Raw genomic sequence first — 19798 nt, 5'->3', positions numbered from 1 at the left:
CAGCGGGTAAGGTGCGAGCGTGAAGCGGCCGACCATCGCCGACATCGCCCAGCGGGTGGGGGTCTCCCAGGGCGCGGTGTCCTACGCCCTCAACGGCCGCCCCGGCGTGTCGGAGGCGACACGAGCACGGGTGCTGAAGGTCGCCGACGAACTGGGCTGGCGACCCAGTGCCGCGGCCCGCGCCCTCACCGGCGCCCACTCCGGCGCCATCGGCCTGGTGCTGTCCAGGCCGCCGAGCGTCCTCGGCGCCGAGCCGTTCTTCATGGAGCTGTTCAGCGGGATCGAGACGGCGCTGAAGCCCCAGTCGTACGCGCTGATGGTGCAGATGGCCGACGACCAGGACGCCGAGATCGAGGTCTACCGCCGCTGGTGGGCGGAGGGCCGCATCGACGGCGCCATCGTGGTGGAGGTGCACGTCGCCGACCGCCGCACCCCGGTGCTCGAGGCGCTCGGCATGCCCGCCGTGGTGATCGGCGGGCTGCCGGGCAGCGGCTCGCTGGTGTCCGTGCGGTCGGACGAGAGCGCGCCGGTGCACGAGACGGTGCAGTACCTCGCCGCGCTGGGCCATCGCAGGATCGCCCGCGTGGCAGGCCTTCCTCACCTCGTGCACACCAAGGTGAGGGACGAGGCCTTCGCCGAGGCCTGCACCAGGCTGGGCCTGGAGGAATGCGCCACCCTGCACACCGACTACACCGGCGAGGAGGGAGCGCGCGCCACCCGGCGCCTGATCAGCTCCCCCACGCGGCCGACCGCGATCGTCTACGACAACGACATCATGGCGGTGGCCGGCCTGTCGGTGGCGCAGGAGATGCGCCTGCGCGTGCCCGACGACCTGTCGCTGGTCGCGTGGGACGACTCGCAGCTTGCGCAGGTGGTACGGCCGGCCCTGACCGCGATGCGGCGTGACGTCCCCGCGCTCGGCACGGCCGCGGCCCGCCTGCTGCTGTCGCTCATCGGAGGGGAGACCGTGTCCGACCTGGAGACAGAACCGGCACAGCTCGCCCCACGGGGCAGCACGGGCCCGCTGGCCCAGGACCGCTGAGGACAGAACCGCTGAGGACGGGGCGGCTGGGGACAGACCGCTGAGGGCAGAACCGCTGAGGACGGGCGGCGCCGGATCGGCGCCGCCCTGTCCCGCTCCCGCTCTTCAGGTCGGCCGCGGGGCGGGCCTTACCGTCGCGGCGATCGCGGCACCTTCACCCGCAGCGGCGCGGTCGTGGCCGTGCCGCCGCCGCTCGCGCCGGTGACCTTGAGGGCGAGGGTGACGGTGGTGGCGCGGGACGGAAGCCGTGCGGTCCCGTCCAGTGCGACGATGTCGGGCCTGCTGGAGGAGGCGATCTCAAGAGTGAACGCCCGCGGCAGCCGCGGCAGGGTCAGCGAGGGCTCGTGCCCGCCGGTCATCGGCCCGAGCCGGGTGATGGAGCCGGCCACCATCGGGGCGGTGAGCTCACGGGTGCCGTGCAGGTGCACCAGCTCCAGCGTGAGGTTGGCGTCCCGCATGACGTCCGTCATCTCGGTGTAGGGCTGGTCCTGCTGGTTGAGCAGGCCGAAGTTGAAGCTCTCGCCGTCGCCGGGCCGTCCGGTGACGGCCTGGTCGTAGTAGACGAACCAGCCTGAGCCGACGAAGACCGGGCTGGCTGCCTGCGCCTCGACGAAGGAGCGGTACGAGACATGCGGTCAGAAGCCTGGATAACATGGGCTGAAACCCTTCAGTGCTGTGGCTCCGCATCGGGGGCTTCATTGGAAAATGGCAGGACCTCCCCCGAGTGATTCTCTGTTCCCGCTGCTCATCCGCAGTAGTCGCCGGTGCGTACACCTGGGTGGCCTGCTTCTTGCAGACGTCACGATGACGAAACATTCACGAGATGTCAACGACTTGTTCGCCGAATTGCTTAAGCGCTAAAGTCGAGTTGTGTCTGAGTCTCCATGTGCTGCGTCATGAGGTGGCGGTGCTGCGCACGCGCCCGCCTATCACCGTCCAGAAGCCAAGGCCGCCGCCGTCTGTCAGCGGATCCTCGCGTTCGTGGGCGTCCCGGTGCTGGAGGCGCCGCCAAGCTGCAGGCCCGGGATCGCGCCCAACTCGTCATCGCCGCCTACGAAGCCCGCCCGGTCACACCGCGTTAGCGCAGGTGACGGAGCAGGCTCGACGGCGCGGCGTTGCACAGGCCGGCCTACCGCGTGGCCGCCCGCGGAGACGGGCGGGTCAGCGCCCCTCTTCCCTCAGCACCCGCTGGGCGACCGCGAAGGCGGAGTTGGCGGCCGGCACCCCGCAGTAAATGGCGGTCTGGAGCAGCACCTCGCCGATCTCGTCGGGGGTGAGCCCGTTGCGCAGCGCGCCCCGCACGTGCATGGCCAGCTCGTCGAGGTGACCGTGCGCGACCAGGGCGGTGAGGGTGATGCAGCTTCGGGTGCGGCGGTCGAGTCCTGGCCTGGTCCAGATCTCGCCCCACGCGTAGCGGGTGATGAGGTCCTGGAAGTCGTGGGTGAACGGCGTGGTCGCCGCGATCGCCCTGTCGACGTGGGCGTCGCCGAGCACGTCCCGCCGTACGCCCATGCCGGTGACCGGCGCACGCAGGTGCGCCTCGAGGGCGGCCGTGACGGCCGCGGGCCTGTCCACGTTGGCCAGGTGGGCCGCCGAGGGGATCTCCACGAGCGTGGCGTCGGGCAGCCCGTCGGCCAGCTCCCTGCCGTGGGAGGGCGGGGTGGCGGGGTCGTCGCGGCCCGTGACGACCAGGGAGGGCTGGACGATCCCACCGAGGTCGGCGCGCAGGTCGTAGCGGGCGAGCGCCTCGCAGCAGGCCGCGTACGACAGGGGATCGGTGGTCGCGAGGTCGTCGAGGAGGGCGGGGGAGGGCCCGCCCGCGAACCAGCGCGACCGCGCGCCCTCCAGCAGCGGGGTGGTGCCCTTGTCGCGCACCAGCGCGGCCCGCTCCAGCCAGGACCGCTCTTCACCGAACCGCGCGGACGAGCACACCATGGCCAGCGACCTCACCCGCGAGGGGTGGTGGAGCGCGAGGTGCGCGCCGATCGCGCCGCCGAGCGAGATGCCCGCGTAGTGGAAGTCGTCCCATCCCTGGGCGTCGGCCAGGCGCAGCACGAGCTCGGCGAGGCCGCCGACGGTCGCCACCTCGCCTGGCGCCGACCCGCCGTGACCTGGCAGGTCGAAGCGGAGCACGCGGTGACGCAGCGCGAGCGCGCCCATCTGCGGCTCCCATACGCGCAGCGAGGTGCCGAGCGAGGGTCCGAGGATCAGCGGGACACCGCCCTCCCCGCCGTCGAGACGGTGATGCGGCAGACTCACGCGCTCTCCTCGAGGGTGCGGCGGCTCACGGCCCCGCCGACGGCACGGCGGCTCACGGCCTTCTCTCGGGTACGGCGACGCGTGGTGGTGGGGTCTGCCGCGGGCCGGTCGGAGGTGAGACGTAGGGCGGTGGTACGGAGGGTCGCGGGGTTCTCTCGGGTACGGCGAGGCGTGGTGGCGGGGCGGGTCACAGGGTCTCTCCCGGGGTGCGGCGCAGGGCTCGATCGACGAGGGCGGGCGCCGAGCCGAGATAGTGAGTCGGGTCGAGCAGGTCGTCCAGGTCGAGCCGGTCGCCCACCGCCTGCTCGAGCGCTTCCCTGAGCCCCTGACCGGGGGAGGCCCCGGCGAGCAGGGCCCTGGCGCGCTCCCTGCCGAGCACAGGGGTCAGCGCGGCGGCGAGACGTTCGGAGACGATGAGGCCGCCCGTCAGGTCGAGGTTCGCGCGCATCCGCTCCCGATCGACCCGCAGCCCCTCCGCCAGTTCGGCGGCGTCCCTCGACGCGCCGCCGACCAGGCGCAGCAGGTCCCGCAGGGTCTGCCACTCGGCATGCCAGGCCCCCGAGGGACGCTCGTCCTCGGCGGCCAGCGAGCCGTAGAGGACGGCGGCCAGTGCGGGGGCCCTGCGCGCGGCGGCGGCGATCCAGGTGGCGCGCACCGGGTTGCTCTTGTGCGGCATGGCCGACGAGCCGCCCCCCGCCGCCTCACTCACCTCGCCGATCTCGGTACGCGAGAGCACCAGCACGTCGGCGGCCATCTTCCCGAGGGCGCCCGCGGTGAAGGCGAGCGCGCCGCCGAGGTCGGCTACCGGCGTGCGCAGCACGTGCCATGGCAGGACGGGCTCGGCCAAGCCGGTCTCGCGAGCGAACCCGGCAACCAGCGACGGCCCCACCCCGGCAGGCCCCCCACCCGACCCCGCCGAGCCTTCCGCGCCGCCCGAGCCGCCCGGGCCTTCCGAGGACTTCGAACTCTCCGGAGCCTCCACGACGGCCGGTCGCGCCGAACCAGCCGGCACCGCCGACGACGCAGGGGCTTCCGAGATGGCGGAGAAGGCGGCCATGGTGCCGGCCGCGCCGCCGAGCTGGGCGGGGAGGGACCGCCGTACGGCCAGCAGCCGGTCGTGGGCGTCCAGGGCCAGCGCCCGCCACCCCGCCGCCTTGAGGCCGAACGTGGTCGGGACGGCGTGCTGGGTCAGTGTCCGCCCCGGCATCGGCGTGTCGCGGTGCTCGGCGGCCAGGACGGCGAGCGCGCCCGCCGTACGGGCCAGGTCGGACAGGACGGCGCCGAGCGCGCGGTGGGCGACGAGCATCAGCGCGGTGTCCATGATGTCCTGGCTGGTCGCGCCGAGATGCACGTACGGCGCCGCCCTGTCGCCGACCGCGGCGGTCAGGTCGGCGACCAGCGGGATCACCGGGTTGCCGCCCTCGCGGGCGCGCAGAACCAGCGAGGGCAGGTCGAAACGGTCCGCACGGGCGGCCTCGGTCACCCAGAGCCCCGCCTGCTCAGGGACCTGGAAGCCGCCTCCGGCGAGCGACGCCCACGCCCTGGTGAGCGCCGCCTCGGCGTCGAGCAGCGCCTGGAGGAAGGCCTCGTCGCCGGTCGCGGCCGCCACCGCCGAGCCCGCGTGGCCCGCCGACAGCAGCCCGAGATCAGCCGAAGTCAAGGAACACCGTCTCCTGCTCACCCTGCAGGCGCACGTCGAACACGTACACACCCTCCCGTTCCTCGGCCGCCATCAGCGTCGCCCTGCGGCCGGGCTCGAGGGCGGCCAGCAGCCGGTCGCCGGGCTCGTCACGCAGATAGGCGCGAGTGTAGAGGTGGTGTCCCAGGCCACGCGCGAAGACACAGACCGAGATGTAGGGCAGTCCTGGCATCAGCGTGCGCAGCATCCAGCGCCCGTCGGCGTCGGTGGCGACCCTGCCGAAGCCGGTGAAGTCGAGGCCGTGCCTGCCGATGATCGCCCCCGTCACCGGATCACGCCGCAGCGAGCCGGGCGCGCCGCGCAGCCCGCCGTCGGGGTCCGACTGCCAGAACTCCAGCAGCGCGTCGGGGACGGGCTCGCCCGCTCCGTCGTAGACCCTGCCGTGGACCACGATGCCGCCGTGGGCCAGGTCGCCGCCGCCCGCGAACGGCAACGCGTAGCCGTAGAAGGGGCCGACGGTCTGCGAAGGCGTGGGTTTGATCATGATTCCATCCAGGTCGCGGAGGGGCCGTCCAGCACGATGTCCCACCGGTAGCCGAGCGACCACTCGGGAACCGACAGGTCGTGGTCGTAGGCCGCGATCATCCGCTGCCTGGCCCGCTCGTCCAGGACGGAGTTGAAGATCGGGTCGTAGGGGAACAGCGGATCGCCTGGAAAGTACATCTGGGTGATCAGCCGCTGCGCGAAGGCCGTGCCGAACAGCGAGAAGTGGATGTGCGCGGGCCGCCAGGCGTTGCGGTGGTTGCGCCACGGGTAGGCGCCGGGCCTGACCGTCGTGAACGCGTAGCGGCCCTCGTCGTCGGTCAGGCAGCGGCCGACGCCGGTGAAGTTGGGATCGAGCGGCGCCGGATGGTCGTCGCGCTGGTGGAGGTAGCGTCCCGAGGCGTTGGCCTGCCACACCTCGACCAGCTGGCCTCGTACGGGGCGCCCCGCCCTGTCGAGCACCCTTCCGGTCACCGTGATGCGCTCGCCGAGCGGCTGACCCTGATGCTGACGGGTGAGGTCGGCGTCGAGGGCGGTCACGTCCGTGACGCCGAAGACCGGGCCGGTCAGCTCGGCGGCCTCGGGGTCGTCCACCACCACGAGCGGCTGGTGCGGGTGGCGCAGGGCGCTGCTGCGGTAGGGGGCGAAGTCGCGGGCGGCATGGTGCCGCTCGACCCCCTCCTTCAGGTACGCCTCGTGCAGGTCGGCGATCTCGGCGGAAATGCGTTCTTGGGTCATGAATTCCTCAGCGCTCCAGGACGACGGCCAGGCCCTGACCGACGCCGATGCACAACGCCGCGAGGCCGAGGCCCGAGCCCGCGGAGGCCAGCTGGTGGGCGACGGCGCCGGTGATGCGCGCGCCCGAGGCTCCGAGCGGATGGCCGAGGGCGATGGCCCCGCCGCGCGGGTTGACGATCGAGGGGTCGAGGTCGGGCAGCTCGGCCAGGCACCCCAGCACCTGGGCGGCGAAGGCCTCGTTCAGCTCGACGACGGACGGCTCGCGTCCCCTCAGCGCCTTCCTCATCGCCTCGACGGGGCCGAGGCCGAAGTACTGCGGCTCGATCGCGCTGACCGCGCTGCCGGCGATCCTGGCCAGCGGCTCACGCCCGATGGCGGCCAGGCCGTCCGCGTCGCACAGCAGCAGCGCGGAGGCGCCGTCGTTGAGGGGGGAGGAGTTTCCCGCCGTCACCGTGCCGCCCTCGCGGAAGGCGGGCTTCAGCCTGGCCAGCGCCTCCATCGAGGTGTCCTCGCGGATGGACTCGTCCCTGACGACCTCGCCGACGGCCACCACCTCGGCGCCGAAGTCGGCCTTGGCCGCCTTCTGGTGGCTGGCCAGCGCGTAGGCGTCCTGCGCCTGCCTCGAGACGCCGTGCCTGTCGGCGACCAGCTCGGCGCCCTCGCCGAGGGAGACCGTCCACTCGGGGGCCATGCGCGGATTGACCAGCCGCCAGCCCAGCGTGGTGGAGACCAGCTCCTGGTTGCCGGCGGGGAAGGCGCGCGAAGGCTTGGGCAGCACCCACGGAGCGCGGCTCATCGACTCGACGCCGCCCGCGACCACCACGGAGGCGTCGCCGAGGGCGATGGCGCGATAGGCATGGATCACCGCCTCCATCCCGGAGCCGCACAGCCTGTTGACCGTCGCGCCGGGCACGCTGACCGGCAGCCCCGCCAGCAGCGAGGCCATCCTGGCGACGTTGCGGTTGTCCTCGCCGGCGCCGTTGGCGTTGCCGAACACCACGTCGCCGATCGCGGCGGGGTCGAGGGCGGGGGAGCGGGCCAGCAGCTCCTTGATGACGTGCGCGGCCAGATCGTCGGGGCGGACGCCGGACAGCGCCCCGCCGTACCTGCCGATGGGCGTGCGGACCGCGTCCACGACGAAGACCTCGTTCACAGCGACGACGCTAGGGCGCGATCGCCTCGCCCGCACGCACCGGCTTCCGGTGAGTGGAAGCCAGCGCGATCAGCGGGTAGACGGGGTCGGGACGCGGGCGATCCTGCTCGGGCAGCGCGGCCAGCAGGGCGTCGAGCTCCTCCACCTCGGCCGGGTGCGCACCGCCGGTCCAGCCGTTGTGCGGCGAGGCCAGCCGCTCGCGCCACACCCTGGGGCTGCGCCCCTGCCCCAACCCGGCAAAGCTCGTACGGCCCGCCGCCACGAGCCCCAGGCCCGCAGCCACCTCGCTCACCCACGAGCAGGCGTCGGCCTCGGCGGGGCCCCGGGCCTCGCGCAGCGGGCGCAGCAGCGCGGCGGCGTCGCCCTGCGCGGCGTAGACGGCGTCGTTCTTGTCCACGGTCGTGATCAGCATCCCGCCGGGACGCAGCAGCCTCGCCGCCTCCGCGAGCACCGCCGCAGCCGTCGCCCGGTCGAGCAGGTGCAGCAGCCAGACCATCGTGACGGCGTCGACGCAGGAGCCCGGCAGCGGAAGGCGGGTCGCGTCGCCGATCACCACGGACCCCTCCAAGCGGGAGGCGGCCACCCGCGCCATGCCGGGCGAGCTGTCGACGCCCACGACCCTCCGTCCTGGGCGCCTGAGCAGGGCGGTGACGATACCTGTTCCGCAGGCCACGTCGGCGATCACGGCCGCCGAGCCGGGCAGGAGTCTCTCCACCGCCTCCGCCGCCGCCCGCGCCCTGACCTCTCCTCCGCGCGTGGCGTCGTAGTGGGCCGCCTCGCTGTCGTAGTCGAGCACCCGCGCCTCCTCCCTGTCGGAAACGAATCGTCAGAAGTCGAACTGCGCGAACGGCTCGCCGCGCAGGATCGCCAGGAGCGCCGCCTCCGGGTAGGGCACCAGGCCGTCGGGCAGCGCGTCCAGCGGATGCCAGTCGAGCGCGGCGCACTTTCCCGGCTCGGCGTTGTACGGCTCGCCGGTCCACCGCTCGGCGCGGAAGAACAGCCCCATCCTGTCGGGCGCGCGGTGCATGGCGTGCACGAAGGTCAGGTCGGCGGGGTCGATCACCACGCCTACCTCCTCGCGGGCCTCCCGTACCGCGGCCTCGAGCGCCGACTCGCCCTCCTCCACTCGTGCGGCGCGACCGCCCCGCCGCGCCGCTCCAGCGCCTGAGCCCACTTCACCGCCACGGCCGCGCGACCAGGTCTGCCTCGATCTCCGCCATGACGTCGGCCTCCGCGCCGTCGGCGACCGTCAGGTGGGGGACCACGTCCAGATGGCGCCCGCCGTACGGCCGGGCCTCGGGCCAGCGGGCGGTGACCGACTCGGTGAGCTCGCGCAGCGGCCCGGAGGGCTCGGGGGCCAGGTACAGCACGCCGGGGAAGCGGCCCGTCGCGCGGAAGGTCACGTCGAAGGCGCGGCGGGCGGCGAACAGCCGGCTGAGCTCGCCCCGCACTCCGGCGTCGATCCGCCCGAGGGTCAGGAACGGGTAGAGGACGGTGACGTGGGCGCCCACGCCGTAGGCGGCGGAGGGGTCGTGACGCTCGCGCCAGCGCCCCACGACGGGTTCGGCGGCGGGCACGTTCACCACCAGGGCGGTCTCGCCCACCTCGAAGGATCCCACGCCGTTCCACCCTCTCCTCCGCCGGACGAGCTCACATCGTCCATCCATGATCAGGTGACGGCGTGACCACTGTCGAGGTGTGGGTCAGAACCCCACTACCCTGGGGCGCGATGAACGAGCTCGACCTGACCCGCTACCCCGCCAACCCCCGCGACCAGCTGCGCGCGTGGGACGCCGCTGACGAGTACCTCCTGCGGCACCTCGGCGACACCCTCCATGGCGACGTGGTCGTGTTCGGCGACCGATGGGGAGCGCTGGTCACCGCGCTGGCCGCCCACCGGCCCACCCAGATCACCGACTCCTTCCTCACCCAGGAGGCCACCAGGGCCAACCTGAAGCGCAACGGGATCGACGAGGGACAGGTGCGCCTGCTGTCCACCAGGGACACCCCGCCCGACCGCGTCGACGCGCTGCTGGTGCGGGTGCCCAAGAACCTCGCGCTGCTGGAGGACCAGCTGCACCGCCTGGCGCCCGCCGTCCACGAGGGAACGGTCGTGGTCGGCGCCGGCATGGTCACCGAGATCCACACCTCTACGCTGCGGGCCTTCGAGCGCATCCTCGGCCCCACCAGGACCTCCCTGGCCGAGCGCAAGGCGCGCCTCATCTTCTGCGCCCCAGACCCCGCGCTGCAGAGAACGCCGAGCCCGTGGCCGGTCAGCTACGCCCTGCCCGACGACGTCGGCCCCGCCTCGGGGCGCACCGTCGTCAACCACGCCGGCATCTTCTGCGCCGACCGCCTCGACATCGGCACCAGGTTCCTGCTGCGCCACCTGCCGGGCAGCAGAGGCCCTGAGCGCGTCGTGGACCTCGGCTGCGGCAACGGCGTGGTGGGCCTGTCCATGGCGCTGGCCAACCCCGAGGCCGAGGTGCTGTTCGTCGACGAGTCGCACCAGGCGGTCGCCTCGGCGCGCGCCACCTACCAGGCCAACCTCGGCTCCCATGCCGGGGCTGCCGCCCGCTTCGCGACGGGCGACGGCATGGCGGACGTCGAGCCAGGCTCGGTCGACCTGGTGCTCAACAACCCGCCCTTCCACACCCACCGCGCCACCACCGACGACACGGCCTGGCGGATGTTCACCGGATCCCGTACGGCGCTGCGCAGGGGCGGCGAGCTGTGGGTGATCGGCAACAGGCACCTCGGCTACCACGCCAAGCTGCGCAGGCTCTTCGGCAACTGCGAGGTCGTCGCCAGCGACCCGAAGTTCGTCGTCCTGCGCGCCGTCAAGCGCTGAGCCGCGTCCGCACCGACAGGATCCTCCCCTCGCGCTGCTCGGCCGCCTTGTTCGCGTCGGGCGCCGTGCACAGGAAGAGCGTGCGCCCGTCGCTCCCGCCCAGCGCGCAGGCGAAGACGCCGAGCTCGCCCGCGCTGACCTCGTCGACGATCTCGCCGCCCTCGCGGACCCTGACGGCTCTGTTGCCGCCCGCGTCGGCCGCCCAGATCGTGCCGTCCGCGTCGAGCGCCAGGCCGTCGGGGGCGCTGCCCTCGGGCAGCCGCGCCCACGTGCGCCTGTCGCCCAGCGATCCGTCGGGGGCGAGGTCGAAGGCGGTCAGCCGTCCCGCCCACGACTCGGCGACGACCAGCGTCGCGCCCCCGTCAGTGATGACCATGCCGTTGGGGAAGCGCATCCCCTCCGCGACCACGGTGACCGAGCCGTCCTGGTCGATCCGCAGCAGGACGGTGTCGGGCCCGCCGAAGTCGATGGTCCCGACGTAGGCGCGGCCGTGGCCGTCCATCACCAGGTCGTTGCTGAACTGCGTGCTGTACGGCGACAGGTCGGCGTACTCCACCGCCTTGCCCTCGCTCACCCTGAGGAGCTTGTTGTCCATCATCGAGACCACGAGCAGGTCGCCGTCGGGCAGCCATCCGAGACCGGACGGCGCGCCTGGCACCTCGGCGACGGGCTCGGCCGTGCCGTCCATCGAGATCGCGAAGACCTGGTAGCGCCAGAAGTCCGAGACCCACAGGCGCCCCTCGTGCCAGCGCGCCCCCTCGAAGAACGCGCCCCCACTGACCAGCGTTTCCATCACTGTTCCTCCTTTTCGCATGAGACGTAGAAACCGGGGCCCGCTCTCTCGACATCCGGCCGGAAAAATCTTGGAAGAATCTTGGACGGGGCGCCGGTAACGTCGTGCGCATGGAGCCTGACCAGTACGTCCGGGTACGCGGCGCGAGGGTGCACAACCTGCGCGGCGTGGACGTCGTCATGCCGCGCGACGCCCTGGTCGCCTTCACCGGCGTGTCGGGCTCGGGCAAGTCGTCGCTGGCCTTCGGCACTCTCTACGCCGAGTCGCAGCGCCGCTACCTGGAGTCCGTCGCGCCATACGCGAGGAGGCTGCTGCACCAGGCGGGCACCCCCGACGTGGACGACGTCACAGGGCTGCCGCCGGCGGTGGCGCTGGAGCAGCGCAGGTCGGTGCCGTCGAGCCGCTCGTCGGTCGGCACGGTGACGATGATCTCCAACTCGCTGCGGATGCTGCTGTCCAGGGCGGGCCGCTATCCGGAGGGCACGGAGCGGCTCGACTCCGACGCCTTCTCGCCCAACACGGCGGTGGGCGCCTGCCCCGAGTGCCACGGCCAGGGCGTGGTCTACGAGGTCACCGAGGAGTCGCTGGTCCCCGACCCCTCGCTGAGCGTCAGGCAGGGCGCGATCGCCTCGTGGCCCGGCGCCTGGCAGGGCAAGAACCTGCGCGACCTGCTCGCCGTCCTGGGCTACGACATCGACAGGCCGTGGCGCGAGCTGCCCGAGGAGCAGCGCGAGTGGATCCTGTTCACCGACGAGCAGCCGGTGGTGACCGTCCATCCCGAGCGCGACCCCGACCGCATCCAGCGGCCCTACCAGGGCAAGTACTCCAGCGCCAAACGCCTGGTGCTGCACGCCTACGCCGACTCCAAGAGCGAGACCAGCAGGAGGAAGGCCGAGCGTTTCCTGGTCGGTGCGGCCTGCCCGTTGTGCGGGGGGCGCAGGCTGCGTCCCGAGGCGCTGGCCGTCACCTTCGCCGGGCACGACATCGCCGAGTTGGCCTCGATGCCGCTCCAGGCGCTGGCAGGCGTGCTCAGGCCGTACACGGAGGGCCAGGGAGCGGCCGCCGTGCTGTCGCAGGACCTCATCGCCAGGATCGACGTGCTGGTCGAGCTCGGGCTCGGCTACCTCAGCGCGAGCAGGAGCAGCCCCACCCTGTCGGGCGGCGAGCTGCAGCGGCTGCGCCTTGCCACCCAGCTGCGCTCGGGCCTGTTCGGCGTCGTCTACGTGCTCGACGAGCCGTCGGCGGGGTTGCACCCCGCCGACACCGAGGCGCTGACCTCGGTGCTGGTACGGCTGAAGCGCTCGGGCAACACCGTCTTCCTCGTCGAGCACGACCTCGACGTGGTCCGCACCGCCGACTGGGTGGTCGACGTCGGCCCCGGAGCGGGGGTGCACGGCGGCACGATCCTGCACAGCGGCCCGGTCGGCGAGCTCGCGGGGGTCGAGGAGTCGGTCACCCGCCGCTACCTGTTCCGCACGCCTTCGGCGCGGGTGGGTGCGCCCCGCACGCCCCGCGGCTGGCTGAAGCCGCGCGGCATCACCCGCAACAATCTGCGCGGCCTCGACGTCGACGTGCCCCTCGGCGTCTTCACCGCGATCACAGGGGTGTCAGGCTCGGGCAAGTCCACGCTGCTCGACGCGCTGGGCTCCAGCGGCGAGACCGACAGGGTGGTGCGGGTCAACCAGCAGCCCATCGGCCGCACCCCGCGCTCCAACCTGGCCACCTACACTGGCCTGTTCGACGTCGTCCGCAAGCTGTTCGCCGCCACCGACGAGGCAGGAAGGCGCGGCTACGACGCGGGACGCTTCTCCTTCAACGTCCAGGGCGGGCGCTGCGAGACCTGCAAGGGCGAGGGCTACGTCTCGGTCGAGCTGCTCTTCCTGCCCAGCACCTACGCCCCGTGCCCCGACTGCCACGGCGCCCGCTACAACCCGGCCACCCTGGAGATCACCTACGACGGGCTGACGATCGCCCAGGTGCTCGACCTGACGGTGGACGACGCCTACGCCTTCCTGCCCGCGGCGCGGCGACAGCTGGGCACGCTGCGCGACGTCGGCCTCGGCTACCTGCGGCTCGGCCAGCCCGCCACCGAGCTGTCCGGCGGGGAGGCCCAGCGCGTCAAGCTCGCCTCCGAGCTGCAGCGCACCGGCAGGGGCCGCACCCTCTACCTGCTGGACGAGCCGACCGCGGGGCTGCACCCCGCCGACACCGAGGTGCTGATGCGGCAGCTCGGCGCCCTCGTGGACGGCGGCGCCACCGTGGTCGTCGTCGAGCACGACCTCGACGTCATCCTGGCCGCCGACCACGTCATCGACCTGGGGCCGGGCGGCGGCGAGCAGGGCGGCACCATCGTCGCCCAGGGCACGCCAGAGGAGGTGGCAGCCGCGCCCGGCAGCCGCACCGCCCCCTACCTGCGAGCGCACCTGCCCGGCTCGCGCCCCTGAGACGTGCGCGCCGCGGCGGCCGTCGGGCTGACCCCGGCGGCGATCCACCACCCAGGACCGCGAGGCGCTGCTCGTTCTTGACAAAAAAAATTGTCGGTGAGAGGGTGAAGCCACACCACAAGGAACACGAGGAGACGACATGCGAAAGATCACGGCAGCCTTCTTCATCTCCCTCGACGGCGTCGTCGAGTCGCCCGACCAGTGGCACTTCCCCTACTTCAACGACGAGATGGGCGCCGCGATCGGCGCGCAGATGGCCGAGTCCGACGCCATGCTCATGGGCCGCGTCAACTACGAGGAGTGGGCCGCCTACTGGCCCAGCAAGGACGGACAGGGCGACGTCTTCGCCGACCACATCAACAACGTCAAGAAGTACGTCGTCTCGAACACGCTCGACTCGGCCGACTGGACCAACAGCACGCTGATCAAGGGAGACTCCTTCGTCGAGGAGCTCACCGCGCTGAAGCGGCAGGACGGCGGCACCATCGCGATGAGCGGCAGCGCCACCCTGGTCAGGTCGCTGCTCGAGCACGACCTGCTCGACGAGCTCTACCTGATGGTGCACCCGGTCGTCGTCGGCGCCGGCCGCCGACTGTTCGAGGGCGCCGGCCAGATCCCGCTCAAGCTCGTCTCCTCCACCACCTTCGAGACCGGCGTCCTCTCCCTCGTCTACTCCACGGAGCCGAAGTGACCGCCCCAACGGGCAGGTCGCCGTCGACGAGGTCTGATCGGCGCTGCGCTTCAGGGCGCCGAAGCCCGGCGAGCCGGCCTTCACCGGTGACAGGTGACCTTCAGGCCTTGCGATAGACGGCGACGGCGAAGGGCCGATGGGTGCCGGTGTCGACCCGGTCGGCCACGGGCGACAGCGAGCGGTCGGCGTCGGCGAACCTGTGCAGGTTCGCCGCCTCGGGCCACGGATGCACCAGCACCAGCACCCCGCCTTCGGCCAGCAGCCCCGCCAGCCGCTGCGAGGCCTGGCGAAGCCGTCCCGACCTGCCCACGTAGTAGAGCGTCTCCGCGCAGAAGACCAGGTCGAACCCCTCTTCAAGAGGATGGCTCAGGAGGTCGGCATGGACGAACCTGGCCTGCTCCGTCCGCTGCCTGGCCCGCTCCAGGGCCCGCGTGGAGATATCGATCCCGACGATCTCGGCTTCGGGGAAGCGCCGCGCAAGAGCGTCGGTGAACACCCCCTCCGCGCACCCCACCTCCAGGATCCGCCGGTACGGCAGGCGGGGAACCGCCTCCAGCGTCATGGCGTACTTGTGCCGCTCGTAGGCGTCGCTCCCGAGCCTCCACGGATCGGGCGTGCGGTGCCACCAGTCGAAGTAACGGCGCAGGAAGACGCCCTGCCCCCGAGGGGACAGCAGGGACATCATCCGGAAGAAGGTCCGATGCATCCGCTCGGCGAGTTCCGTCATGCTGTCTCCCTTGATCGAGAAGCACTCAAGGGAAACCTAGGATCTGGAACGCCGACGGGCTAGTGCTGCCGCCTTGTTCCTCTCGTCGGGGCCCGGTGCGCGCCGGTCCCCGTGAGGGAGCGGACCGACAGCTCGTCGAACCTGTCGGTGTCGGGCTGCTCCTTGCTCAGCAACGCTCCGGCGACCGCGCACACGAAGCCGAGCGGGATCGACACCAGGCCGGGGTTCTCCATCGGGAAGAAGGCGAAATCGACGCCACGGGGGAGTAGCGACAGGCTGGCCTCCGTGACCGGGTCGACCTTCCCCGACACGACGGGGGAGAAGAACACCAGCAGCAGCGACCCGGACAGCCCGCCGTACACCCCCGCGACGACGCCGGTGGAGTTGAACCTCTTCCAGAACAACGACAGCACGATCGCGGGCAGGTTCGCCGAGGCCGCCATCGCGAAGGCCAGCGCCACCAGGAAGGCGACGTTCTGGTGCCGGGCGACCACCGCGAGCACGACCGCCAGCAGCCCGATCACCAGGGCGGACAGGCGCGCCACCCCGACCTCCTGCGACTCCCTCGGCCTGCCGAACATCAGCACGTGGCCGAAGTAGTCGTGGGCGAGGGAGGTGGAGGAGGCCATGACCAGGCCCGAGACCACCGCCAGGATGGTGGCGAAGGCGACCGCGCCGATGAAGGCGAGCATCAGGTCGCCGCCGACGGGCCCTCCGACGTACTCGCCCAGCACCTGCGCCAGCTGCAGGGCGGCGGTGTTGCCCGCGGGGTCCTGGGCGGTGATCGCCTCGCGCCCGACCAGGGCGGTGGCGCCGAAGCCCAGCGCCAGCGTCATCAGGTAGAAGACGCCGACCAGGCCGATCGCCCAGTTGACCGAGGCGCGGGCGGCGCGGGCGTCGGGCACGGTGAAGAACCTGGTGACGATGTGCGGCAGGCCCGCCGTGCCCAGGACCAGCGCCAGGGCGAGGCTGATGAAGTCGAGCTTGTTCAGCAGCGTCCTGACGGGATCGCCCTCGACGTCCTGGCCGAACCTGACCCCGGGGCGCAGGAAGTCGGGCTGGCCGCTGGCCTTGGCGGCGGCGCCCAGCATCTCGCTCAGGTTGAACCCGAACCTGCCCAGCACCAGCACCGTCAGCACGATCGTGCCCGACATCAGCAGCACGGCCTTGATGATCTGCACCCAGGTGGTGCCCTTCATGCCGCCGAACATCACGTAGAAGATCATCATCGCGCCGACCGCGACGATCGTGACGACCTTGGCGGTGTCGGTGGAGACGCCCAGCAGCAGCGACACCAGCGCTCCCGCGCCCACCATCTGGGCCAGCAGGTAGAAGACCGAGACGGTGACCGTGGACACGACGGCCGCCACGCGGACCCTCGGCTGCTGCCGTACGCGGTAGGACAGGACGTCGGCCATCGTGAACCTGCCCGCGTTGCGCATCAACTCCACCAGCAGCAGCGTCAGCAGCCACGCGACCAGGAACCCGATCGAGTAGAGGAAGCCGTCGTAGCCCGACAGCGCGATGATGCCCGCGATGCCGAGGAACGAGGCGGCCGACATGTAGTCGCCGGCCAGCGCCAGGCCGTTCTGCGGCCCGGAGAAGGCCCTGCCGCCCGCGTAGAAGTCTTCGGCGCTGCGGGTGTTGCCTCTGACCCAGAACGTGACCACGAGGGTGATGACGATGAAGAGGATGAACAGGCCGAAGGTCAGCACCGTCCCGCTCATCGGCGCCGCCTTCCGTGCCGCGGCTGGGGTGTCCAGTTCTCGATGCGCCTGCGTTCGGCCAGGATCTGCTCGTGCCGTTCGAGGTCGGCCTGGCGCTGCTCGGCCTCCTGACGCAGCTGCGCCGACAGCGGGTCGAGCATCCTGCGCGCGTAGCGGGTGTAGCGCCATGCCAGGACGAAGGTGGAGACGAACTGCAGGATGCCGAGCAGCAGCGCGACGTTGATGTTGCCGATGGCCGGATAGGCCATGAAGTCGCGGGCGAATGCCGACAGCGAGATGTAGAGGAAGTACCAGCCGAGGAAGGAGGCGACGATGCCGATCGCCAGACGGCGGAAGCGGGTTCTGAGAAGGCGGAACCTCCGGTCCTGGACCACATCCGCGTACGGCCCCGCTGGTCCGTGACGCCCTGAGCCACCCACCATGCGGCCCTCCCCTGGCTCCCGATCACCCTCTGTGGCGGTGCGACTCCACAGTGAGATGAACGATACGGGCGGCTCCGCACTTTTTCCGGGAAATGCGGGAACTCCCGATGCGCACCCCTCCTGCCGGGGAAATGTCGGCGTCGTGAGGTTGAATGCAGGGATGGATCGACAGTTGACAGTGATGGCCGTGCACGCCCACCCCGACGACGAGGTGATCGGCACCGGCGGAATCCTCGCCCGCTACGCCGCCGAGGGGATCAGGACCGTCCTGGTCACCTGCACCAACGGTGAGCAGGGCGACGGGCCTGGCGGGGTGAAGCCGGGCGACCCCGCCCACGACGACGCCGCCGTCGCCGAGCGCAGGCTGACCGAGCTGCGCGAGTCCGTGGCGCACCTGGGCATCGAGCATCTCGAGCTGCTCGGCTACCGCGACTCGGGCATGGACGGCTGGGAGGGCAACACCCACCCCGACTCCTTCTGGAACGTGCCGGTGGAGCGCGCTGCGGCCAGGCTGGCGGAGTTGATGGAGCACTACAGGCCGCAGGTCGTGGTCACCTACGACGAGACGGGCGGCTACGGCCACCCCGACCACATCCAGGCGCACAGGATCGCGGTGGCGGCCACCGAGTCGACGGGCATCCCCGACAAGCTCTACTACACGGCCGTGTCGAGGAAGGGGGTCCAGGAGATGTTCGACTACATGCGGGCCTCGGGCATGGAGATGGACGAGCTCGAGCTACCCGAAGACTTCGGCACCCCCGACGAGCTGATCACCACGGTGGCCGACGTCTCGCCGTACGTCGAGCACAAGGTGAAGGCGCTGCGCGCGCACGCCAGCCAGGGCGACAGCATCTTCCTGCTGCAGATGCCGGAGGAGGCCCAGCATCGCGTCTTCTCCACGGAGGCCTTCGTGCGGAAGGTGTGCAAGGTCCCCGCACCCGACCACGAGGACGACCTGTTCGCGGGCCTGCGCGGCTAGCGCGACAGAGTCGCCTGCCCTGTCGCGGGGATGCGCCGGGCGCGGGGCGCGCGGGCAGGGGGCGCGCCCGGCGGCGAGCATCCCCTCGCCGCCCCTCGTGGCTCAGACCGTTTTGATGGCGCCGCCGTCGATGACGTAGTCGGCGCCGTTGACGCTTCCCGCGTGCGGCGAGGCCAGGTAGGTCACCAGCGCGGCGACCTCCTCCGGTTCGACGAACCGGCCTGTCGTCATCCCCGCGCTCGACGGCAGCGCCGCCAGGAGCTGGTCGTGTTCGAGACCGAGCGAGGCGGCGAGCGCGGCGCCGTAACCGCTGGGGTCCTCCCACATCGAGGTGCGCGCCGCGCCCGGCGAGATCGTGTTGACCCGCACCCCGCGCGGGCCGAACTCCTCGGCCAGCGCCTTGCCGAACGCGGTCAGCGCCGCCTTGGCGGTGGTGTAGGTGATCGGTCCTGCGTGCGGCATGCGGGCGCCGTTGGAGGAGATGGTGACGACCGAGCCGCGCTGGCGCAGCAGGCTCGGCATGGCGGCCCTCGTGGCGCGCACGGCGCTGAGGAAGTTCAGCTCGTAGGCCTGCTGCCACTGCTCGTCGCCGAAGCCGAGGAAGCCGTCGAGCTGGCCCTCGCCCCCGTCGCCGCCGCCCACGTTGTTGACCAGCAGATCGATCTCGCCCAGTTCGGCCAGCGCCTGGTCGATCAGCTCGGCGGGCCCCAGGGGGGTCGACAGGTCCACCGCCACCACGCTCGCCCCGCTCTCCTCGAGCGCGGGTGAGATCGTCCGCGCGGCGGCCACGACCCGCATCCCCTCACCGGCCAGCGCCTTGACGATGGCCAGGCCGAGACCCCTGCTCGCGCCGGTGACGACGGCGGTCCTGCCGGACAGTCGCATATCCATGGTCGTGAAACCTCTCTTAGATGCGTCAATGCCGATGCCTTGAACCTATAACTTGCAACACTGATGACGCAAGTTCGAGCCGAGTGGCCACCATGCCGTAACATCGGGGTGTGAGTGAGACGACGCGTGCGCTGCGGTCCGACGCGGAGCGAACCGTACGGACGATCCTGGAGGCGGCCGAGCGGGTGCTCAGCAGGAACCCCGCGGCCAGCATGGAGCAGATCGCCGAGGCCGCGGGGGTGGCGCGCACGACCGTGCACCGGCGCTTCGCCTCCAGGGAGGCGCTGGTCGACGCGATGGCGGGATGGGCGACCAAGCAGTTCGCCGCGGCGGTGGAGGCCGCGCATCCCGAGACCACGCCTCCGCTGGTCGCGCTCTACCAGGTCACGGCGAACGTGCTGCGAGTGAAGATCGACTGGGGGTTCGCGATGAGCAGGGCGCTGTCGTCCGACCCCGAGGTGGGCAGGGTGCACGCGGAGGTGGAGGCGCGGTGCGACCGGCTCTTCCGCGGCGCCCAGGCCACAGGAGTGCTTCGCGCCGACGTCGACCCTGACTGGGCCAGGCGCGTCTACTACGCGCTGATCCACGAGGCGGCGCAGAGCCACGACGGCGACGCCGACACCCTGGCAACGCGCCTGGTCGACACCCTGCTGCGGGGCCTGGGCACGGGCAAGGGACTGGCCTAGCCCACCTCAGGCGAGGCCCGGCTCCAGTTGGGCGCGGGCGGCGGCCAGGTCGGGCGCCACCAGGTGCGGACCCTGCGCGCTCCCCTGCGGCATGACGACCGGCGCCGATGACGATCGAGCAGGCCGAGCCGGGGAAGCTCGCGCAGGGCGCCGTCCGGCCACGACCACATGTCTCCCCCAAGAAGGGGGATTGTTTCCTGATCGGGCGTTTCC

General features: G+C 71.9%; 22 protein-coding genes. 6 read left to right on the top strand and 16 right to left on the bottom strand.

Annotation, left to right across the window (positions count from 1 at the left end; genetic code table 11):
* Window positions 1-19 precede the first annotated feature (19 nt).
* Window positions 20-1042, top strand: a complete 1023-nt coding sequence (locus tag ABFX55_RS20685; RefSeq protein ID WP_346123354.1) for a LacI family DNA-binding transcriptional regulator — start codon at window positions 20-22, stop codon at window positions 1040-1042.
* A gap of 128 nt (window positions 1043-1170) precedes the next feature.
* On the opposite strand, the gene ABFX55_RS20680 is transcribed toward ABFX55_RS20685, so the two are convergent.
* The 10 genes from ABFX55_RS20680 to ABFX55_RS20635 form a co-directional block, all read right to left on the bottom strand.
* Window positions 1171-1500, bottom strand: coding sequence for a hypothetical protein (locus ABFX55_RS20680; protein WP_346123352.1), 330 nt, complete (start codon window positions 1498-1500; stop codon window positions 1171-1173).
* Between the two features lie 703 nt (window positions 1501-2203).
* Window positions 2204-3301, bottom strand: a complete 1098-nt coding sequence (gene pcaDC, locus ABFX55_RS20675; protein WP_346123350.1) for a bifunctional 3-oxoadipate enol-lactonase/4-carboxymuconolactone decarboxylase PcaDC — start codon at window positions 3299-3301, stop codon at window positions 2204-2206.
* Window positions 3298-3492, bottom strand: coding sequence for a hypothetical protein (locus tag ABFX55_RS20670; RefSeq protein ID WP_346123349.1), 195 nt, complete (start codon window positions 3490-3492; stop codon window positions 3298-3300). The genes pcaDC and ABFX55_RS20670 overlap by 4 nt, the downstream gene beginning before the upstream one ends.
* Window positions 3489-4961: a lyase family protein gene (locus ABFX55_RS20665; RefSeq protein WP_346123347.1), complete on the bottom strand. Its 1473-nt coding sequence runs from the start codon at window positions 4959-4961 to the stop codon at window positions 3489-3491. The genes ABFX55_RS20670 and ABFX55_RS20665 overlap by 4 nt, the downstream gene beginning before the upstream one ends.
* The gene (gene pcaG / locus ABFX55_RS20660; RefSeq protein ID WP_346123345.1) at window positions 4948-5484 is read right to left on the bottom strand and encodes a protocatechuate 3,4-dioxygenase subunit alpha; all 537 of its coding nucleotides are present in this window, start codon (window positions 5482-5484) and stop codon (window positions 4948-4950) included. The genes ABFX55_RS20665 and pcaG overlap by 14 nt, the downstream gene beginning before the upstream one ends.
* Window positions 5481-6221, bottom strand: coding sequence for a protocatechuate 3,4-dioxygenase subunit beta (gene pcaH, locus ABFX55_RS20655; RefSeq protein ID WP_183645402.1), 741 nt, complete (start codon window positions 6219-6221; stop codon window positions 5481-5483). The genes pcaG and pcaH overlap by 4 nt, the downstream gene beginning before the upstream one ends.
* A gap of 7 nt (window positions 6222-6228) precedes the next feature.
* Window positions 6229-7374, bottom strand: coding sequence for a thiolase family protein (locus ABFX55_RS20650; RefSeq protein ID WP_346123343.1), 1146 nt, complete (start codon window positions 7372-7374; stop codon window positions 6229-6231).
* A gap of 10 nt (window positions 7375-7384) precedes the next feature.
* Window positions 7385-8170, bottom strand: a complete 786-nt coding sequence (locus ABFX55_RS20645) for a class I SAM-dependent methyltransferase (protein ID WP_346123341.1) — start codon at window positions 8168-8170, stop codon at window positions 7385-7387.
* A 30-nt stretch (window positions 8171-8200) separates the two neighbouring features.
* Window positions 8201-8500, bottom strand: a complete 300-nt coding sequence (locus ABFX55_RS20640; protein ID WP_346123340.1) for an NUDIX domain-containing protein — start codon at window positions 8498-8500, stop codon at window positions 8201-8203.
* 49 nt (window positions 8501-8549) lie between these two features.
* Complete coding sequence (locus ABFX55_RS20635; protein WP_346123338.1) at window positions 8550-8993, bottom strand: 2'-5' RNA ligase family protein; 444 nt, start codon at window positions 8991-8993, stop codon at window positions 8550-8552.
* Between the two features lie 110 nt (window positions 8994-9103).
* Between ABFX55_RS20635 and ABFX55_RS20630 the strand changes: the two genes are divergently transcribed.
* A complete protein-coding gene (locus ABFX55_RS20630; protein ID WP_346123336.1) occupies window positions 9104-10225 on the top strand; it encodes a methyltransferase in 1122 nt (373 codons plus the stop codon).
* On the opposite strand, the gene ABFX55_RS20625 is transcribed toward ABFX55_RS20630, so the two are convergent.
* Complete coding sequence (locus ABFX55_RS20625; protein ID WP_346123334.1) at window positions 10215-11018, bottom strand: SMP-30/gluconolactonase/LRE family protein; 804 nt, start codon at window positions 11016-11018, stop codon at window positions 10215-10217. The two genes, ABFX55_RS20630 and ABFX55_RS20625, sit on opposite strands and share 11 nt — an antisense overlap.
* 110 nt (window positions 11019-11128) lie before the next feature.
* On the opposite strand from ABFX55_RS20625, the gene ABFX55_RS20620 reads away from it, so the two are divergent.
* The gene (locus ABFX55_RS20620; RefSeq protein WP_346123333.1) at window positions 11129-13462 is read left to right on the top strand and encodes an ATP-binding cassette domain-containing protein; all 2334 of its coding nucleotides are present in this window, start codon (window positions 11129-11131) and stop codon (window positions 13460-13462) included.
* Between the two features lie 139 nt (window positions 13463-13601).
* Window positions 13602-14153 carry a dihydrofolate reductase family protein gene (locus ABFX55_RS20615; protein ID WP_346123331.1) on the top strand — a complete coding sequence of 184 codons (552 nt, stop codon included), beginning with the start codon at window positions 13602-13604 and terminating at the stop codon, window positions 14151-14153.
* Window positions 14154-14253: 100 nt separating this feature from the next.
* Here the strand turns inward: ABFX55_RS20615 and ABFX55_RS20610 are convergent, their stop codons facing one another.
* The 3 genes from ABFX55_RS20610 to ABFX55_RS20600 are packed head-to-tail and all read right to left on the bottom strand — an operon-like array spanning window position 14254 to window position 17029.
* The gene (locus ABFX55_RS20610; RefSeq protein ID WP_346123330.1) at window positions 14254-14880 is read right to left on the bottom strand and encodes a class I SAM-dependent methyltransferase; all 627 of its coding nucleotides are present in this window, start codon (window positions 14878-14880) and stop codon (window positions 14254-14256) included.
* A gap of 59 nt (window positions 14881-14939) precedes the next feature.
* Complete coding sequence (locus ABFX55_RS20605) at window positions 14940-16607, bottom strand: solute symporter family protein (RefSeq protein WP_346123328.1); 1668 nt, start codon at window positions 16605-16607, stop codon at window positions 14940-14942.
* A complete protein-coding gene (locus ABFX55_RS20600; protein ID WP_346123326.1) occupies window positions 16604-17029 on the bottom strand; it encodes a DUF485 domain-containing protein in 426 nt (141 codons plus the stop codon). Before ABFX55_RS20600 ends, ABFX55_RS20605 begins: the two co-directional genes overlap by 4 nt.
* A gap of 160 nt (window positions 17030-17189) precedes the next feature.
* Here ABFX55_RS20600 and ABFX55_RS20595 point away from each other — a divergent pair, with 160 nt between their 5' ends.
* Entirely contained in the window at window positions 17190-18008 is an 819-nt protein-coding gene (locus ABFX55_RS20595) for a PIG-L family deacetylase (protein ID WP_346123325.1), read from the top strand.
* Between the two features lie 102 nt (window positions 18009-18110).
* On the opposite strand, the gene ABFX55_RS20590 is transcribed toward ABFX55_RS20595, so the two are convergent.
* Window positions 18111-18899 carry an SDR family NAD(P)-dependent oxidoreductase gene (locus ABFX55_RS20590; protein WP_346123323.1) on the bottom strand — a complete coding sequence of 263 codons (789 nt, stop codon included), beginning with the start codon at window positions 18897-18899 and terminating at the stop codon, window positions 18111-18113.
* 110 nt (window positions 18900-19009) lie between these two features.
* On the opposite strand from ABFX55_RS20590, the gene ABFX55_RS20585 reads away from it, so the two are divergent.
* The gene (locus tag ABFX55_RS20585) at window positions 19010-19585 is read left to right on the top strand and encodes a TetR/AcrR family transcriptional regulator (protein WP_346123321.1); all 576 of its coding nucleotides are present in this window, start codon (window positions 19010-19012) and stop codon (window positions 19583-19585) included.
* On the opposite strand, the gene ABFX55_RS20580 is transcribed toward ABFX55_RS20585, so the two are convergent.
* Window positions 19582-19755, bottom strand: coding sequence for a hypothetical protein (locus ABFX55_RS20580; RefSeq protein ID WP_346123320.1), 174 nt, complete (start codon window positions 19753-19755; stop codon window positions 19582-19584). The two genes, ABFX55_RS20585 and ABFX55_RS20580, sit on opposite strands and share 4 nt — an antisense overlap.
* Between the last annotated feature and the right edge of the window lie 43 nt (window positions 19756-19798).

It is taken from the genome of Nonomuraea roseola (genome assembly GCF_039535395.1).
GTDB classification, from domain to species: domain Bacteria; phylum Actinomycetota; class Actinomycetes; order Streptosporangiales; family Streptosporangiaceae; genus Nonomuraea; species Nonomuraea roseola.
This window is presented reverse-complemented; position numbering and strand designations above follow the sequence as displayed.

Coding starts and splice junctions, on each gene's coding strand:
- ABFX55_RS20680 (WP_346123352.1), bottom strand. CDS start 1,500: ATGCGGGACGCCAACCTCACGCTGGAGCTGGTGCACCTGCACGGCACC.
- pcaH (WP_183645402.1), bottom strand. CDS start 6,221: ATGACCCAAGAACGCATTTCCGCCGAGATCGCCGACCTGCACGAGGCG.
- ABFX55_RS20605 (WP_346123328.1), bottom strand. CDS start 16,607: ATGAGCGGGACGGTGCTGACCTTCGGCCTGTTCATCCTCTTCATCGTC.
- pcaG (WP_346123345.1), bottom strand. CDS start 5,484: ATGATCAAACCCACGCCTTCGCAGACCGTCGGCCCCTTCTACGGCTAC.
- ABFX55_RS20620 (WP_346123333.1), top strand. CDS start 11,129: ATGGAGCCTGACCAGTACGTCCGGGTACGCGGCGCGAGGGTGCACAAC.
- ABFX55_RS20615 (WP_346123331.1), top strand. CDS start 13,602: ATGCGAAAGATCACGGCAGCCTTCTTCATCTCCCTCGACGGCGTCGTC.
- ABFX55_RS20630 (WP_346123336.1), top strand. CDS start 9,104: ATGAACGAGCTCGACCTGACCCGCTACCCCGCCAACCCCCGCGACCAG.
- ABFX55_RS20625 (WP_346123334.1), bottom strand. CDS start 11,018: ATGGAAACGCTGGTCAGTGGGGGCGCGTTCTTCGAGGGGGCGCGCTGG.
- ABFX55_RS20600 (WP_346123326.1), bottom strand. CDS start 17,029: ATGGTGGGTGGCTCAGGGCGTCACGGACCAGCGGGGCCGTACGCGGAT.
- ABFX55_RS20595 (WP_346123325.1), top strand. CDS start 17,190: ATGGATCGACAGTTGACAGTGATGGCCGTGCACGCCCACCCCGACGAC.
- ABFX55_RS20590 (WP_346123323.1), bottom strand. CDS start 18,899: ATGGATATGCGACTGTCCGGCAGGACCGCCGTCGTCACCGGCGCGAGC.
- ABFX55_RS20610 (WP_346123330.1), bottom strand. CDS start 14,880: ATGACGGAACTCGCCGAGCGGATGCATCGGACCTTCTTCCGGATGATG.
- ABFX55_RS20580 (WP_346123320.1), bottom strand. CDS start 19,755: ATGTGGTCGTGGCCGGACGGCGCCCTGCGCGAGCTTCCCCGGCTCGGC.